This is a genomic window from Pseudomonas sp. LB1P83, from assembly GCF_054897885.1.
On record NZ_CM142709.1, the window covers coordinates 2,847,909 to 2,864,049 of the forward strand.

General features: G+C 59.6%; 12 protein-coding genes. 2 read left to right on the plus strand and 10 right to left on the minus strand.

The genetic code is table 11. The features are described 5' to 3' along the window. Positions 1–64: 64 nt before the first annotated feature. The 7 genes from ACYZTY_RS13220 to phbB form a co-directional block, all read right to left on the minus strand. Entirely contained in the window at positions 65–1,408 is a 1,344-nt protein-coding gene (locus ACYZTY_RS13220) for a cation:proton antiporter (protein ID WP_461958856.1), read from the minus strand. A gap of 308 nt (positions 1,409–1,716) precedes the next feature. Further along, on the minus strand, positions 1,717–2,871 hold the full coding sequence (locus tag ACYZTY_RS13225; RefSeq protein ID WP_461958857.1) for a MalY/PatB family protein: 1,155 nt from the start codon (positions 2,869–2,871) through the stop codon (positions 1,717–1,719). A gap of 95 nt (positions 2,872–2,966) precedes the next feature. After that, positions 2,967–4,277: an OprD family porin gene (locus tag ACYZTY_RS13230; RefSeq protein WP_461958858.1), complete on the minus strand. Its 1,311-nt coding sequence runs from the start codon at positions 4,275–4,277 to the stop codon at positions 2,967–2,969. Positions 4,278–4,343: 66 nt separating this feature from the next. Further along, positions 4,344–4,997, minus strand: coding sequence for a hydrolase (locus tag ACYZTY_RS13235; protein WP_094467459.1), 654 nt, complete (start codon positions 4,995–4,997; stop codon positions 4,344–4,346). 339 nt (positions 4,998–5,336) lie between these two features. Further along, entirely contained in the window at positions 5,337–7,040 is a 1,704-nt protein-coding gene (phaC, locus tag ACYZTY_RS13240) for a class I poly(R)-hydroxyalkanoic acid synthase (RefSeq protein ID WP_461958859.1), read from the minus strand. Between the two features lie 98 nt (positions 7,041–7,138). Beyond that, positions 7,139–8,317, minus strand: a complete 1,179-nt coding sequence (locus tag ACYZTY_RS13245) for an acetyl-CoA C-acetyltransferase (RefSeq protein ID WP_461958860.1) — start codon at positions 8,315–8,317, stop codon at positions 7,139–7,141. A 57-nt stretch (positions 8,318–8,374) separates the two neighbouring features. Then, positions 8,375–9,121 (minus strand): acetoacetyl-CoA reductase, encoded by a 747-nt coding sequence (phbB, locus tag ACYZTY_RS13250; RefSeq protein ID WP_461958861.1) that lies wholly within the window; start codon positions 9,119–9,121, stop codon positions 8,375–8,377. 438 nt (positions 9,122–9,559) lie between these two features. On the opposite strand from phbB, the gene ACYZTY_RS13255 reads away from it, so the two are divergent. Then, on the plus strand, positions 9,560–10,597 hold the full coding sequence (locus ACYZTY_RS13255; protein WP_461958862.1) for an AraC family transcriptional regulator: 1,038 nt from the start codon (positions 9,560–9,562) through the stop codon (positions 10,595–10,597). 184 nt (positions 10,598–10,781) lie between these two features. On the opposite strand, the gene ACYZTY_RS13260 is transcribed toward ACYZTY_RS13255, so the two are convergent. After that, complete coding sequence (locus tag ACYZTY_RS13260) at positions 10,782–13,247, minus strand: DUF3141 domain-containing protein (RefSeq protein WP_461958863.1); 2,466 nt, start codon at positions 13,245–13,247, stop codon at positions 10,782–10,784. 242 nt (positions 13,248–13,489) lie between these two features. On the opposite strand from ACYZTY_RS13260, the gene phaP reads away from it, so the two are divergent. Beyond that, the gene (gene phaP, locus ACYZTY_RS13265; protein ID WP_461958864.1) at positions 13,490–14,059 is read left to right on the plus strand and encodes a TIGR01841 family phasin; all 570 of its coding nucleotides are present in this window, start codon (positions 13,490–13,492) and stop codon (positions 14,057–14,059) included. Positions 14,060–14,096: 37 nt separating this feature from the next. Here phaP and phaR read toward each other — a convergent pair whose 3' ends face one another. Beyond that, a complete protein-coding gene (gene phaR, locus ACYZTY_RS13270) occupies positions 14,097–14,618 on the minus strand; it encodes a polyhydroxyalkanoate synthesis repressor PhaR (RefSeq protein WP_461958865.1) in 522 nt (173 codons plus the stop codon). A gap of 235 nt (positions 14,619–14,853) precedes the next feature. Continuing rightward, positions 14,854–16,122 carry an OprD family porin gene (locus ACYZTY_RS13275; RefSeq protein ID WP_461958866.1) on the minus strand — a complete coding sequence of 423 codons (1,269 nt, stop codon included), beginning with the start codon at positions 16,120–16,122 and terminating at the stop codon, positions 14,854–14,856. Between the last annotated feature and the right edge of the window lie 19 nt (positions 16,123–16,141).

Consider the following 16,141-nt stretch of genomic DNA (forward strand, 5'->3'; position numbering starts at 1 on the left):
AGGGATTTCAAATCTTTGAAGGCGAAAATTCGTTTGATCCGTCCATCAATACGCGGGCAAAAAATCAAATAACTTGTTTCTTGCGCCGTTCATAGCGGGCGAGGGTGGGTTGCGTGCTGATTCCGTGGATCAGGATGCTTAACGCGACCACGGACAAGGTCAGGTCGGTACACAGCGTCGCCACCGACGGGCCCAGCCCGTGATTCAAGGCATAGAACAGGTAATACAGGCTGCCGATGCCGCGTATACCGAACCAGCCAATCAACATTCGCTGCCGCCAATCGAGCAAGCTGCCCCACGGCAATACAGCGACACTCAAGGGGCGAATCAGGCAAAACAACACCCCGCCGACCAGCAGGGCGCGCCAGTCCCAGTGAGCGATCAGCACGACGCCAAGCAGCGTCACCAGGAACACTTCCATGGCCCGCTCCACGAGACTGCCGAAGGCAAGCATGTCACCCATCATGATGCCCGCAGCGACCTGGGTGTCTTCAAGGTTTTCGGTATCGCCATGAACCGCGTGTTGCGGTTCGACGTTCTGATGCCCGACGACAGGCTGGACCAAATGCTCGGCCGGGAGTGCGTCATTGCCCGTGGAGCTGACTTCTTCCTGCCGCAATCCGAGGCCCGCGGCGAACACCGACAGAAACCCGTATGCATGGATCGACTCGGCCCCGACATACGCCAAGGCAATCAAGGCGAGGGCGAGGTAATCGTTCGGGGACAGCGTGCTGTCATCATTCCTGATGCGCAGTGACAGCGTCAGGCGCCCGATGCCGCGTCCCATCCAGTAACCCGTCAGCAAACCAGCCGGAACGGCCCAGAGCAGACTGCGCAGTACCCAGTCGCCAAACCAGCCGGGATTGCCGTCGTGTTGCAGCAGGAGCAGGCCAAGAATCACGAACGGAAACGCAATCCCGTCATTGAGCCCGGCTTCACCGGAAAGGCCAAACCGCACGCTGTCGTCATCTCGCGCGTCGTTGACCTGGACCAGGGCGGCGAGCACCGGGTCGGTAGGCGCCAGGATCGAGCCGATCAGCATTGACGTGCCCCACGACAATTGCAGCCCGTAATGCAGTAACAGGCAGATGCCGCTAATGGTCAGCAGCATGACCGGTCCGGCCAGGCCGAACGCGACCCGCCAGTTTTTATGTTTGAGCGGGGAGCGCAATTTCAGGCCACAGACAAACAAGGAAAAGAGCACCGCGACTTCCGTCAGGTGCTCCATCCAGATCGACGCGTCATCGGTGTCCAGTTTCAACAGCCCGAGCCCGGCCGGCCCGATGCCGACACCCAGCACCAGGCACACTGCGGACGTGGTCACCGGCATCCAGCGCAGGTAGGACGAGGTCAGCGCCAGCGTGAGCAATACGGCACCCAACACGGCCACCCATAAAATGAAACTCATGCTCGGCTCACGCTGGGCGTAGGCCGCGTTTGTGGGGCGGACATGACGACCTCCTTGAGCGGCCCGCGATGGGGCGCTAAAGGTATTGAGCAGGGAGATTTGTCAGGGGTTCATTTATTCGTGGGTTCGCCAGTTGCTCCAAGGGTGATCACAGAGTCGGTTTGACGCCGTTTACAATACCCGAAACCAGCCAAAACCCCCTGTAGGAGCGAAGCTTGCTCGCGAAGACGGTGTGTCAGTCATACATGTGTCAACTGGTACGCCGTCTTCGCGAGCAAGCTTCGCTCCTACAGGGATTTGTTGTGTTATCAGGCCTTGAGGGTGCGCAAACTGCGCTCCATGCGCGCCAATCCTTCTTCAAGCAACGCCCGTGGGCAGCCGAAGTTCAGGCGCACGAATTGCCGGGCGTTGTCGCCGAAGTCCAGGCCGGGGCTCAGGCCGACCTTGGCCTGGTCGAGGAAGAATTGCTGCGGATTGTCCAGACCCAGGGCGGAGCAATCGAGCCACGCCAGATACGTACCTTGCGGGATGTTGATCGTCACACCCGGCAAACGCGTGCGAACGGCTTCCACCAGGTAATCCCGATTGCTTTGCAGATACGCCTTCAACCCGGCCAGCCAGGGCCCGCCTTCGCTGTAGGCCACGCGAGTCGCTTCCATGCCCAGCGGGTTGACGCTGTCGACCATGCCGCAGCGGGCGTGGTTGACCTTCGCTCGCAAAGCCGAGTCCTGAATGATCATGAAGGAGGTTTTCAGGCCGGCAATGTTGTAAGCCTTGCTCGCCGACATCAGGGTGATGGTGCGCTTGGCGATCTGCGGGCTGAGGGATGCCGTGGGAATGTGCACGCGCCCGTCGAAGCACAGCTCGGCATGAATCTCGTCGGAGATGATCCAGGCGTTCTGTTCCAGGCAGATATCGGCCACTGCTTGCAGTTCTTCCCGTGGGAAGACTTTGCCCAGCGGGTTATGCGGGTTGCTCAGCAGCAGCGCACCGCCGCCGGTCAGCGCCTGGCTCAAGGCCGCGAGCGGCGTGTCATAGGTGCCGTCAGCCAAGGCGTCGAATTCGAGTTCAACCTTGTTCAAGCCCCAATGACCCGGTGCATGACGCAGCGGCGGGTAGTTCGGCACCTGAACCACGACGTTTTGTTGCGGCTCGACCAGCGCCTTCAGGGCCATGTTGAAACCCGATTCCACACCTGGCAGGAAGATCAGTTCTTCAGGCAATACACGCCAGGCGTATTTGTTCCAGAGGTCGGCCACGATGGCGGCGCGCAGATTTTCCTGAGGCACGCTGTAGCCGACCATCGGGTGTTCCAGGCGTTTGCGCAGGGCTTCAAGGATGACCGGCGGCGCGGCAAAGTCCATGTCGGCGACCCACATCGGCAACACGTCGACCGGGTAGCGGCTCCACTTGGTACTGCCGGTGTCGTGGCGGTCGAACACCTGATCAAAATCGAAGGTCATGCTCAGTCTCATAAAGGCCGGTTGGATATGGCGCCCATGATAATCGCCCGGCCCTGTGGGAGCGAGACGGTAATGTCCCGAACATCACATTCCCTTCAGAGATGCCTGAAGTTCAGCGGGTACTGGATGACCACGTAAACCCGGTCGATGTCATCGCTTGCCTGGGCGGTATTGGCCCGATGCGACACATGGGACAGTTGCACGGACAAACCCTTGGCCGCACCGGACGGCACGATGTAGTGCAGGTCTATGTCGCGCTCCCAGTGCCGGCCGCCATCGCCTTGTTGCGGCACGTATTCACCGACGGACTCATCGAAAGGGTTGTAGGCGCCGCCCTTGGGCGCATGGGTGCCGTCGATCTGGCTGCCCATGACGTAACGCGTCATGAATGTCAGGCCGGGGATCCCGAAGGTGCTTAAATCGAGGTCGTAACGCGCCTGCCATGAGCGTTCGTGGGCGCCGTTGAAGTCGGCGTACTTGATTGAGTTGGCGAGGTAGATCGAGTCTCCGCCGACAAAATCGAACGGCGTGTCGCCATTGATTTTTTGATACGCCAAGGTGAAGGCGTGCGCATCGACAGTGTACTTGCCCGACAGGCTGAACGCGGTGGTGTCGATGGCGCCGGCCAGCGCTTTGCCGGTGTCCTGCGTGTGGTAGAGATTGGCATCGAGGAAAACTCCGGGCTGCTTCAGGTGCAGGTTGGCGTAGTACTGATGCCAGGTGTCGGTCAGTTCTGAGGCGTACAACGCGCCGCCGACAGGACTTTGCGTGAACAGGTCGGTGCCGAGAAAGGTAATGCCGCCGGCTTCGGTGTTGGCGCCGTAGCCGTAGAAGTTGCCCTTGCCCGAAGAACTGTCCTGATTCTTGAACGCTGTGAAATGACCGGCTACCAGATTCACATCATCGATTTCGTGGCTGTTGAGCAGAAATCCTGTGGCGTACTCCGGTTGCAGGCGTTTGTCCGCGGTGTCGAATACCGGGGTTTCCACCATCATTTCCCCGAAGGCCAGGGTGGTTTGCGAGGCTCGGATTTTCAGTGAGCCGCCACCACTGGAATAATTGTCTTCGCTGCGGCCTTCAGCATCCACGGGCAGCAATCCTGTCCCGGAATGTCCTTTGCCGCCGTCCAGCTTCAATCCCAGAAAGGCGTGGGCATCCAGGCCAAAGCCAAGTGTGCCGGGTGTGAAACCAGATTCAAAAGCGCTGATAAAGCCTTGAGCCCATTCGGCTTTATGGCTTTTTCCTGTCGAGGAAGGGGTCCGGTAGTCGCTGTTGAGGTAGAAGTTGCGGCTGAGCACTTCAAGTGTCGCGCCGTCCAGAAACCCTTGTGCGGGTTCATCAGCCAAGGCTGTCCCGGCGAATAGCAACGACAACCAAAGGGGAAGGTCTTGCTTGCGAAACGTCATCGTCAATCACCACGCAGCAGCGACTGCGGAATGTCCGCAGTCGCTCGCTTTTTATTGGATAACCGCTTAATGGCCTTCCGAAGCACCGAACATGGTTTTGGCGTAGATCAAGCCAAGACCGTAGGAGCCACCGTTGGCAATCGAAGTTTTCACGGTTTCTTCGTAGGTTTCGGTACGTGCCCAGTCGCGCTGCAGTTCCAGCAAGTATTGCAGCGAAGTCATCGGACGCGCGCCGATCTGGATCATGCGCTGCATGGCCATTTCATGGGCTTCGGTGCTGACGTCGCCACAGGCATCGGCAATCACGTAGACCTCGAAACCCTGGTCGATGGCCGACAGCGCCGGGCCGACGATGCACACCGAGGTCCACAGGCCGGCGAGGACGATTTTCTGTTTGCCGAAGGCGTTGACTTCGACGGCGATGCGCTCGTCTTCCCAGGTGTTCATGCTGGTGCGGTCGATGACGTTGTGTTCCGGGAACACCGACTTGATTTCGTCGAAGATCGGCCCGGAAAAGCTCTTCTCGGCGACGGTGGTCAGGATGGTCGAAACCTTGAAGCCTCGCGCGGCCTTGGCCACGAGTGCGGCGTTGTTGCGCAGGGTGACGGCGTCGATCGACTTGGTCGCAAAGGACATCTGCGACTGGTGATCGATCATGATCAGGGTGTGGTCGGTCGGGGTCAGCAGGGTTTTGCCGGGAACGGCTTTGGCGATGGCCATGGCGGAGTCCTTACGGGTGAGTGAGGAGGCCATGGTTGCGTAGATTCGGGCGGCGATATTGAGTCGGTGTGCTGTGTTTGGCGCTTTTTTGCGGGGAGCGAGGGAGCTTTTCGGAACGCCGCTTCTGTAGCAGCTGTCGAGCTTGCGAGGCTGCGTTCGGCTCGGTCCGCGCTCGGGCGCAGCAGTCGTAAGGTCAGACAATGCGGTGCGTCAGGCTCACCGCGTACTCAGGTTTTACGACTGCTGCGCCCGAGCGCGGACCGAGCCGAACGCAGCCTCGCAAGCTCGACAGCTGCTACAGAGCCGGCGCAGGCTGCTACAAGGTAGGCGGGCCGTCTGTCATTGCATCACATAACGTCCGGGTGCAGATTCCAGCGCCGGGTAGTGCGTGTTACCGGTGTGCAGCACCGAAGGTTGGCGCTCGCCGGCCTGGTCTGCCAGCCAGACGAACCAGTCATTCCACCAGCTACCGGCATGCTCCTGGGCATTCATGAACCAGGTTTCAGGATTCTTCGAAACCCGATTGTTGGTCCAGTAATGGCGTTTTTCCCTGGCCGGCGGGTTGATCACCCCGGCGATATGCCCTGAGGCACCCAACACAAAGCGCTTGGTCCCGGACAGCAATTGGGTGCTGGCATAAGCGCTGCGCCACGGCACGATGTGATCGTCATGGGTGGCCAGGATGTACGCCGGTGCATCGATGGCGCGCAGGTCGAGTTTGACCCCGCAGCAGTCCAGTTCGCCGGATTTCAGGTCGTTTTGCAGGTAGGTGTGGCGCAGATACCAGCAATACATCGGCCCCGGAAGGTTGGTGCTGTCGTTGTTCCAGAACAGCAGGTCGAGGGGGATCGGCTTCTGGCCCTTGAGGTATTTGTCGACGTTGTAGTTCCACCACAAATCGTTGGGCCGCAGCAGCGAGAACGTATTGCCCATGTCCTCGCCCTTGAACAGGCCGATGGGGCCCTCCAGGCCGCCGATGGTGCGTTCGCGGTAGGCCACCAGTTGCTCGTCGACGAAGATGTCGATGGGACCGGTGTCGAGGTAGTCAAGGAAGGTGGTCAACAGGCTCACGCTGGCGATGTCCTTGTCGCCGCGCGCCGCCAGTACGGCCAACGCCGAACTCAACAGCGTGCCGCCGATGCAGAAACCCACGCAGTTGGGGCGTTGCTCGCCGCTGATCTCGCGGGTCACTTGCAGGCCTTTGATGATGCCGGTTTCGATCAGGTCATCCCACGTAGTGCCGGCGTGCGCCTGATCGAAGTTGCGCCACGACATCAGGAACACCGGGTGGCCCTGTTGCAGCAGATGGCGAACCATCGAGTTGTCCGGACGCAGGTCGAGGATGTAGTACTTGTTGATCGACGGCGGGACGATGAACACCGGGCGCCGATACTGGGTTTCGCTTTGTGGGTAGTACTGAATCAGCTGGAACAGTTCGTTCTCGAACACCACTTCGCCGGGCGTATTGGCCAGATCGACGCCGACGGTGAAGGCGCCGCTGTCGCACTGACGCATCTTGCCTTCTTGCAGGTCGCTGGCGAGGTGCAACAGGCCGGTAAACAGGCTGCCGCCCTGAGTATCGACGACGCGCTGCAAGGCATCGGGGTTGCTGGCCAAAAAGTTGCTGGGGGCACCGGCGGCAATCGCTTGTTCCACCAGGTACAGCAGGCGCTGGCGGGGTTTTTTGTCTTTGATCGGTAGCTTATCGAGCAGCTTCAGCAGGAAACCGGCGTTGAGCAGGTAGAACGCCGCGAGGGAGCCGAACAGCGGCGTGCTCCAGTTGCCGCTGGAAAAACGTCGATCTTCAAAGGAGAACGGCTGGCCGGTCAGCAGACGCTGGCCCAGATCACCCCATTGCGTTTGATAGTCGGCTTGCAGGCTTTCCAGGGTGGTGCGCGGCAGGTCGAACCACTCGTCGTAGGCCTGGCCGGTGAACCACGGATTGGTGCTGACCCACAGGCGTAATTGTTGCACTGCAAAGGAGGCAATGAACGGGACCTGGCCGGACCAGAAGGTGTTGAAAGTGTGCGCGTTATTGTCCATGGAACTCCTTGCCCACATCGGTAAACCGGGCAGAAAAAAACCGCGGTGCCGGAATTCGGCACCGCGTCAGCAGCCAAGCAGGCAGTCCTGTGTTTCTTCTAGCGTTCGATGACCAGGCTGACCCCTTGACCACCCCCGATGCACAACGTGGCCAAGCCTTTTTTGCCGTCACGACGAATCAACTCGTGCACCAGCGACACCAGAATCCGTGCGCCCGATGCACCGATCGGATGCCCCAGCGCGATCGCGCCACCGTTGACGTTGACTTTGCTGGTGTCCCAGCCGAGTTCTTTGCCGACCGCCAGTGATTGCGCAGCGAACGCTTCGTTGGCTTCGATCAGGTCGAGGTCGTCCAGGCTCCAGCCGGCCTTCTCCAAAACCAGTCGGGTGGCCGGGACCGGGCCGATGCCCATGATCGATGGATCCACGCCCGCGCTGGCGTAAGCTTTGATGCGTGCCAGTACCGGCAAGCCGAGGGCCAGGGCTTTGGCGGCGCTGGCCAGCAGCAACACGGCGGCGCCATCGTTGAGGGTCGACGAGTTGCCGGCAGTCACGCTGCCGTTTTTCTGGAACGCCGGTTTGAGGTTGCCCAAGGCTTGCAGCGTGCTGTCCGGGCGCGGTTGTTCATCCGTGTCGAACACCAGTGGATCGCCCTTGCGCTGGGGAATCAGGATCGGGGTGATTTCACGCTTGAAGTAACCCGCTTCAACGGCAGCGGCCGCTTTCTGTTGCGAAGCGGCGGCAAAGACGTCCTGAGCTTCGCGGCTGATGCTGTATTGGTGAGCCAGATTCTCCGCGGTGATGCCCATGTGGTAATCGTTGAAGGCGTCCCACAAACCGTCCTGAATCACGCTGTCTTGCAGTTGCGCATGACCCAGACGCAGACCGGTGCGTGCCTTGGGCAGCACATAAGGCGCCAGGCTCATGTTTTCCTGACCGCCGGCAATCACCAGTTCGGCGTCGCCGCAACGGATCGCCTGAACGGCCAGTTGCACAGCCTTGAGGCCCGAGCCACAGACCTTGTTCAGGGTCAGGGCAGGGGTGGTAAACGGCAGGCCGGCCTTGATTGCCGTCTGGCGAGCCGGGTTTTGCCCGGAGCCTGCGGTGAGCACCTGGCCGAGGATCACTTCATTGATCTGCGCGCCGTCCAGACCGGTCTCTTCCAGCAGACGGCGAATCACCGCGGCGCCCAGTTCAGTGGCTGGAATCGCGGACAGGGCACCTTGAAAACTGCCGATGGCGGTACGAGTAGCGGCAACGATTACGACTTCGTTCATGCGTGACCTCATTAAGATTTTGTCGAGCGGGAGCAGGGCGTCCTTGCCCTGATCGGTCTACTGCATGTTCATGCCGCCGTTCACCGAGAAGTCGGCGCCGGTGCTGTAGCCCGATTCATCGGACGCCAGCCAGGCGACGATGGAGGCGATTTCTTCGGGTTGGCCGAGGCGCCCGACGGGGGTTGCCGCGATCATGGTGTCGAGAATGTCCGGGCGGATGGCCGCGGTCATGCTGGTCTGGATGTAACCCGGGGAGACGGTGTTGACGGTCACGCCCTTGCCGGACACTTCCCGCGCCAGGGCCATGGTGAAGCCATGGATGCCGGCCTTGGCCGCGCTGTAGTTGGTCTGGCCGAACTGGCCGCGCTGACCGTTGATCGAGGAGATGTTGATCACCCGTCCCCAGCCCTTGGCCAACATGCCTTCAATCACCTGCTTGGTGGTGTTGAACAGGCCCGTCAGGTTGGTGCCGATGACCGCGTTCCAGTCCTCGGGCGTCAGCTTGCGAAAGGAGGCATCACGAGTGATGCCGGCGTTGTTGACCAGCACATCGACCGGGCCGAATTGTTCCCGCGCCATCTCGAATGCCTTGCGCGTCGACTCCCAATCGGTGATGTCGCCGTAGATGCACTCGAACTGATAACCCGCCGCCAATTGAGCGGCAATCCAGTCGTTCTTGCGGGCGGAATCAGCGCTGCAACCGACGATGACCTTGAATCCTTCCTTGTACAGGCGCTGGCTTATCGCAGTGCCAATCCCACCCATACCACCCGTGACCAACGCAATACGACCAAGCGACTTCATAAGCTCCGTTCCTTTTATATTTTTGCGTTGCAAGATGGAAGGATTGTTCGGTATTGGCGGGGGATGCGGAAGTGTTGGGAGGTGACGGTGTGGTGTCCATCGGTGCCATGTGCAAATCGCCCCTTCACCGCTGGCCTGTAGCAGCTGCCGAGCAACGCGAGGCTGCGTTCGGCTGCGCAGCAGTCGTGAAGTCATGCGCTTCAGTGTGTCAGGTGGACCGTGCATTCAGGGTTTACGACTGCTTCGCAGCCGAACGTAGTCTCGCGTTGCTCGTCAGCTGCTACAAGGCGACGAATGACCGGGAACAGTGGCTAAAAATGAGAGTTACCTATACTGGGATCAATATTGGCAATGGAACCCCCCGTTAGTATTTGATTCACCGCAGATCAGTCATGGCTCCGGACAGGATGTTCGGTTCCACAGGTCATTGAGGACGCCATGTATAGAATGAGTTCAGGCTATGCCAGCGTGCTGGTAAATACGCTCTCGGCTCAAGGACTGGATGTTGCCAGTCTGTGTCGGGAGGCTGGACTGGATATTAATCTCGCGGACAAACCAGGAGCGTTTTGCGAGCGAAAGGCCATCTATCGATTATGGGAACTGGCCGCTCAGGCCTCGGGCGATCCGGACATTGGCTTACGGGCCTATGGCAGTTTCCACCCCGGCAGCTTTCAGATCGTCGGCTACACCATGATGTCCAGCCTGAATCTGAAAAAAGCCCTTGAACGCCTGGTTCGTTTCAGTCCGTTGATTGGCACCGGGTTCAGCCTTTTCTTTACCTCGGAACAGCAACATTACCGCCTGTCCGGGCTCGACCATCAGCAGCACGGTTCGATTAAACCGCGCCAGTACACCGATGCCGGTCTGGCGTCATTGCTGGGTTTCTGCCGCAAGCTGTTGGGCGGCGACGCACCGCATCCCTTGAGTGTTGAGTTCACTTATCCCGAACCTGAAGACATCTCCGAGCATCGTCGGCTGTTTGGCTGCGATCTGCATTTCGACGCGCCTTACGACAGCATTTTGTTTGACGGGCAGGAGCTGATGCGGCCGTTGAGCATGGCCAATGAAGCGTTGGCGGTGCTGCATGACAGTTTTGCCGAGGCGCAACTGGACCTGCTGTTTGGTTTTTGCATTGTCGGCAGGACTCGCGCGCTGATTACCGAGCGCTTGAGTCAGGGTCAGGGGCAGTGCGACATGGAGTCGATCGCGGCGGCGTTGAACATCAGCAAGCGCACGCTGCAACGCGCCCTGGAAAAGGAGGGGACGCAATTCAAGGATGTGCAGAACGCGGTGCGCCGGCAACTGGCCGATTTCTACCTGCGCCACTCTCACTTCAACATGAAGCATGTCGCGTATCTCCTTGGTTTTCATGATCACAGCAGCTTTAACAAAGCCTGTAGCCGCTGGTTTGGCATGACACCGGGTCAGTATCGCTCCGATGAATCGTTTGAAATCGAGGAAGCCGCGCCGGTGTGACGCGGTGTTCGTCAGAGCTTGAGCATTTTGTAAGCAACGAATCCCTTGTGGGAGGGGGGCTTTGTGGCGAGGGAGCTTGCTCCCGCTCGGCTGCGAAGCAGTCGCAAAGCTTCTGGGGCCGCTTCGCGACCCAGCGGGAGCAAGCTCCCTCGCCACACACAGGCTCACTCCCACAGGTTGTTCATCATGGTGCAGGAGGTTTCTTCGCGCCTTTTTTGCCCTTGGCGGGTTTGCGCGTTTTTGTCGGCGTTACCGGGGCAATCGGCTCAGCGACGATCACCGGGGGCTTTCGTTTGACGGGCTCTGGTACGACGACCGCAGTTTTCGGCTTCGGCTCCGGGGTTATCGCCGGGGCTTTCTCTACGACAACATCGGCTTCACCAGGCGGTTGAGTCAGATTGAAACCCGGCAGCGGCACATCAAGCAGCGTATGCAGCTCACACCAGAACGGATTGTCTGCGCCGCTGGTCAGCAATTCCGGCAGCAAATTGGCAACGGCCGCCAACACTTGTTGGCGTTCTTCGACCTCGGACAGCATCAGGGGCAGGCTGTGCAGGCTTTCCTGCGGGTGGGTGGCGACCAGCAGTTTTTGCAGGCGCAGGGTTTCGCGCAGGTCCAGCGGCTCGGCGCTGTAATCCTGGAGCAGCACCTGCAATTGCAGGATCAGCTTCTCGACGCTTTGCTTGCCCGGTTCATCGCTGTCACGGCCCAGCAGGAACAAGATCCGGATCAAGGCCTCCATCAGACCGCCAAGGGGCAGGGCGTCCTGAAGGCGTTCGATCAAGACTTTATCGTGCTGCTCGGCATGGGCCTGAAGATTGCGCCCCGGTGCATTGCCGGCGAGGCTATTGAGTACGCCATACACGCCGTAAAAACACATTTCCTGTGCGGCATCACGCAGGTCCCGATAGCCGTTCAACGCGTCCTGTATCTGGTTGGAAAACAATGCCTGCCAGGCCAGCAATGGATTGGCCGGGCTTGCGGGTTGACGATCCGTGCTCACGTGGGCGGCACTGCCTGCCAGCCACCACAGTGCCGGGTTCAAACTGTTCCACATCACCTGTTGCTGGTGAAACGGGTGTGCCTTGCGCATCAGTTCGGCGGCCGGTTCGTTGATCAACTGGCGCAACCACGGCCGTACAAATCCGTCGTAAAGCGTGTTGTTGAAATCAGACGCACGCTCGACCAGCGCGAATTCGCGATCGTCATCACGGGGCGGCTGCACTTCACCGTGGATGTCGGCGATACGCCGGCGCTCGAAGCGCACGGCGTACGGTGTGTCTGATAGCTCCGGCAGGTCATCAATGAGCATTTCATACAGCCCGCCCGGCAGTTCATTGATCGCTTCGACCGCGCCCAACAGCTCTCGGTGTTCACGCCGAGCGACTTCGCCGGACACGAAGATGCCCAGATGACCGATACTCGCGTGCCGCAAGTAAACGATGGTGCGACTGGCATTTTGCAGGGCCAGATCGCTGGGGTAGACGTCGGTGATCCAGTCCAGCGCCTGCTGCGGCGAGGTGATGTTGTCGCCATAGGAGCAAAACACCACCACCGGCACTTCGATGCGTTTGAGGTCGAGCCCGCTGCTCTTGCGCCCGAGGCCGCCGGACAGCTGATTGCCGATGAACAGGTCGTCGACAATCATCTCGATTTCCTCGCCATTGAGTAGGGTCGGACTGCCCCACCAGCGCTCGAAGTCCAGAAAGCGTGGGGCCTCGCTGTCAACTTCACTGAACAGGTGGTAGTACTTGCCCCACCAGGTGTTGGCCGGGTCGAGGCTTTCGAAATTGCTCACCAGCCAAGTGCCGTCGAAACGGTCATTACCCAGGTCGCTGCCCAGCCGCGCCATCCAGCCGCCACCCAGCAAACCGCCGGTGTAGCGCATCGGATTGCGGCCATTGACGCCGGCCCAGTACGACAGCGGCGCGCCATTGACGATGATCAATCCCGGCAATTCCGGGCGGGTGGCGGCCAGGCCCATCAATGCCCAGCCTGCCTGGCAGTTGCCGATCACCACGGGTTTGGCGCTGGCGGGATGTCGGGCGCTGACCTCTTCGATGAAGCGCGCCTGGGCCTCAACAATGTCTGCAAGGGTCTGCCCTGGGCGTGGCGAATGGCTGAACGAGATGAAGTAGGTGGGATGGCCGGCTCGCAGGCTTTCGCCGATGACCGAATCCTGTTTGAAACCGCCGATCCCCGAGCCGTGACCGCCGCGAGGGTCGATGATGATCACCGGCTGTTTTTTACTGTCGAGCAGTTGGCCGGGGCCCGCGAGGATCTGCAGCAGCGAGTAGTTGACCGGGCGCGGCAGGTCTTCACCGGCGACCAGGGTTTCATGATTGAACTTGAGCAGCAGCGGATACCCGGCGCGCTCGTGGGCCAGGGTGTTGTCGCCGCGTTGACGCAAGGTGTCCCAGAACAGCACGCTGCGTTGACCCACGTCCGTGAGGTATTCCTGCCAGTCAGCGGCCGTCGGCTGCCTGAGTTGCCCAAGGCTTGAAGGCGCGTAGGTTTTGGCCTGGCGCTGTTGCACGGCGTCGAGCACGTTGCGGGTGTTGAGGCGCTGCAGATGGTTCAGGTGTTCGAACAAACCGGTCGGTGACGAAAGCCCTTCATCTTGCAGCGCAATATTTTCTTCCTGACCCATCGTGAACTCCTGACGCAGTGCGTGGGAACGTCGCCCTGACTGATAGAAGCCAGGCCGGTCATCCGATTTTCACGAGTGTATAGGGAATATCAGCCGAGGACGGGGTTTTATTGTGCGCCGCACAAAATAGACGTTGCCAAATGATTTTGTGCACTGCAATATCAAGGCTAACGCGATGTCTGGCAGGATCGCTATCGCGTCCTCAGGTCCATCAGGGCCTTCCAGTACCAGGAGATTCAAGCATGTCTTTTTTCAATTCGGAAAAACTGCAAACCGCTCAGAAAGCCAACCTCGATCTTTTGCAGCAAATCAGCGGCAAAGTCTTCGCCAGCGTTGAACAGCTGAGCCAGTTGCAGTTCAAGGCACTGCGCGACTCCACCGAAGAGCACTTCGAAGGCGTGCGCAAATTGTTGGCCGTGCGTGATCCACAAGGTTTTGCTGATTTGCAGGCGTCGTTCACCCAGCCGAGCGCGCAGACCGAACGTCTGGCCGAGTTCAATCGTCAGGTTCAAGCGCTGATCGTGGGCACGCAGTCGGACATCGCCAAACTGACGTCGAGTCAGGTCGAGGCGGGCACCCAGCAGGTGAATGAGTTTGTTGAAGCGATCAGCAAGAATGCACCGGCCGGCTCCGAGCCTGTAGTCGCTGCGTTCAAGTCGGGCCTGGCGAATGCCGGTACCGTGTTTGAAAGCGCACAGAAAGCCGTGAAACAGGCTTCCGATGTGGCTCAGAGCAATTTTGACGCCGCCACTGCCGCTGCCACCAAAGCAGCGCCAGAAGCAAGCGCCAAGGCCACCAGCGGTAACAAGTAAGTCAAATCAGGCCAGCAGCACAAAAATGGCGATGGGTTTATTCCCCATCGCCATTTTTTTTCGGCCCGTTATCGGTGCCGGGTTTGCCGCCAAACATGCCGAACAGGTTTTGGGTATTGAGGTACAACGCCTTGGACTGGTCGACATACTGGCGCATCAGGTCCTGCATGACCGGGGCCTGTTGATGCATGAAGTCGCTCCAGGCTTCGGACGACTGCGCGCCGGTCTGCGACTGAATGTCGATGACGGTCTGGATGCTTTTGTCCAGGTAGCTGCCGAGCACGCCCTGGTACGGACCATAGAACTGGATAATCCCCATCAGCATCTCGCTGGTGAAGATCGGCTCACCGCCGCTTTCGGCTTCCAGAATTACTTGCAGCAGGATGCTGCGCGTCAGGTCTTCGCCGCTCTTGGCATCGACCACCTGAAACGCAACTTTATCGACGACCAATTGGCGGACGTCCGCCAGCGTCAAATGACTGCTGGTGTGGGTGTCATACAGTCGGCGATTGGGGTATTTCTTGATCAGGCGGGGCGTGTTCCGACTGTTATCTGGCATGCGGGGCGTCTCGTGGCGAGCCTGGTTTGCAGGCATCTTAACCTACTCTCATCTTTGGCGCCCTTGAGGCCGCCTTCGCGAGCAGGCTCGCTCCTACAGGGGACTTGTAAGCACTGAAGATCCACTGTAGGAGCCAGCCTGCTCGCGAGCAGGCTCACCAACACACCGCAAAACCTGAAGAAAAAAAGAGGACTGCGCCGCCAAGCGAGTCCCCCCTTGTAAAACCGGTATCGATTTACCAGATCGGCAACGTATAGCTGACGATCAAGCGGTTCTCATCTAGGTCACTGCCGAAGTTAGTCGAACGCACCGTCGCATTACGCCATTTCACCCCGACATTTTTCAGCGGACCGCTTTGCACCACATATCCAATGTCGGTATCCCGCTCCCATTCCTTGCCTTCCGGACGGTTGCCGCCCAAATCGATATTGTCGCCGGTGATGTAGCGGGTCATGAAGGTCAGCCCGGGCACGCCCATGGCCGCAAAGTTGTAGTCGTAACGCGCTTGCCAGGATTTTTCATCCTTGCTGGCGAAGTCGCCGATCTGCACGAAGTTCACCAGGAACGCATCGGTGCCGTTGACGTAGGCGAAGCCGGTGTCGCCGCTCATGCCTTGATAACCCAGGCCCAGCGCATGCCCGCCAAGGCTGTAGGTGAACATCGCGCCAATGGCATTGTTGTCGACATTGCTGCCGCCATCATCCGTGGAGCGGGCAAAGCGCAGGTCCGTCTTCAACGATTGGCCCGTCGTCACCGGCATCACGTAGGTCAGGTTCACCAGGTGCTGGCTGTAGAAATTGTCGAGGTGACCGTAGCTGTAGCCTGTGGCGAGGTTGCTGGTCCATTTGTAGTTCAGGCTGGCGAAATCAAAACTGTCGCTGTCGACATGCCGCGTGGTGATGCCTTTGGCGCCGGTTCGGGTGATGCCCATGTCCTCGTAGTCGGAGGAGTCGCGCTGATTGACCTGGGACAGCCGCCCGGCATCCGCAGTCAGGCCTTCAATTTCCAGCGACGTCAATTGACCGCCCTTGAAGGTTTGCGGCAACAGCCGTGAATCGTTGGCCAGTACCGTCGGCAGTTTCGGCAGCAGCGTGCCGAGTTTCAGCGTGCTTTTGGAGGCGCGCAGTTTGGCGGTCAAACCCAGTTCGCCGTACTCGTCCTGCGCGCCTTTGCTCGTGTCGCCATGCCGTTTGAGCAGGCCGGAACCCGCCCGATCAGGGCTGGAATCGAGCTTGACGCCGACCAGGCCGATGGCATCGAAACCGACGCCGATCAATCCGTCGGTGAAGCCTGACTCATAGCGCAGCAGGAAACCCTGGGCCCATTCCTCTTGTTTGGATTGGGCGGCGTTGTCCTGACGATAATCACGGTTGAAATAGAAGTTGCGCAGCTCGAGGCTGGCCTTGCTGTCTTTGACAAAGTCAGCAGCGGCGGGGGCCGAGAGGCTGATGACGCCGCCGGCCAGCAACAGTCGGGTAGCGAGGGTGCGGGTGTTGCGGTCCATGATGAAGCCCCTTTGTTTT

What these genes read in the sequence shown, in the direction of transcription:
- ACYZTY_RS13220 (WP_461958856.1), bottom strand. Translation starts at nt 1,408, where the DNA reads ATGAGTTTCATTTTATGGGTGGCCGTGTTGGGTGCCGTATTGCTCACG.
- ACYZTY_RS13225 (WP_461958857.1), bottom strand. Translation starts at nt 2,871, where the DNA reads ATGACCTTCGATTTTGATCAGGTGTTCGACCGCCACGACACCGGCAGT.
- ACYZTY_RS13230 (WP_461958858.1), bottom strand. Translation starts at nt 4,277, where the DNA reads ATGACGTTTCGCAAGCAAGACCTTCCCCTTTGGTTGTCGTTGCTATTC.
- ACYZTY_RS13235 (WP_094467459.1), bottom strand. Translation starts at nt 4,997, where the DNA reads ATGGCCATCGCCAAAGCCGTTCCCGGCAAAACCCTGCTGACCCCGACC.
- phaC (WP_461958859.1), bottom strand. Translation starts at nt 7,040, where the DNA reads ATGGACAATAACGCGCACACTTTCAACACCTTCTGGTCCGGCCAGGTC.
- ACYZTY_RS13245 (WP_461958860.1), bottom strand. Translation starts at nt 8,317, where the DNA reads ATGAACGAAGTCGTAATCGTTGCCGCTACTCGTACCGCCATCGGCAGT.
- phbB (WP_461958861.1), bottom strand. Translation starts at nt 9,121, where the DNA reads ATGAAGTCGCTTGGTCGTATTGCGTTGGTCACGGGTGGTATGGGTGGG.
- ACYZTY_RS13255 (WP_461958862.1), top strand. Translation starts at nt 9,560, where the DNA reads ATGTATAGAATGAGTTCAGGCTATGCCAGCGTGCTGGTAAATACGCTC.
- ACYZTY_RS13260 (WP_461958863.1), bottom strand. Translation starts at nt 13,247, where the DNA reads ATGGGTCAGGAAGAAAATATTGCGCTGCAAGATGAAGGGCTTTCGTCA.
- phaP (WP_461958864.1), top strand. Translation starts at nt 13,490, where the DNA reads ATGTCTTTTTTCAATTCGGAAAAACTGCAAACCGCTCAGAAAGCCAAC.
- phaR (WP_461958865.1), bottom strand. Translation starts at nt 14,618, where the DNA reads ATGCCAGATAACAGTCGGAACACGCCCCGCCTGATCAAGAAATACCCC.
- ACYZTY_RS13275 (WP_461958866.1), bottom strand. Translation starts at nt 16,122, where the DNA reads ATGGACCGCAACACCCGCACCCTCGCTACCCGACTGTTGCTGGCCGGC.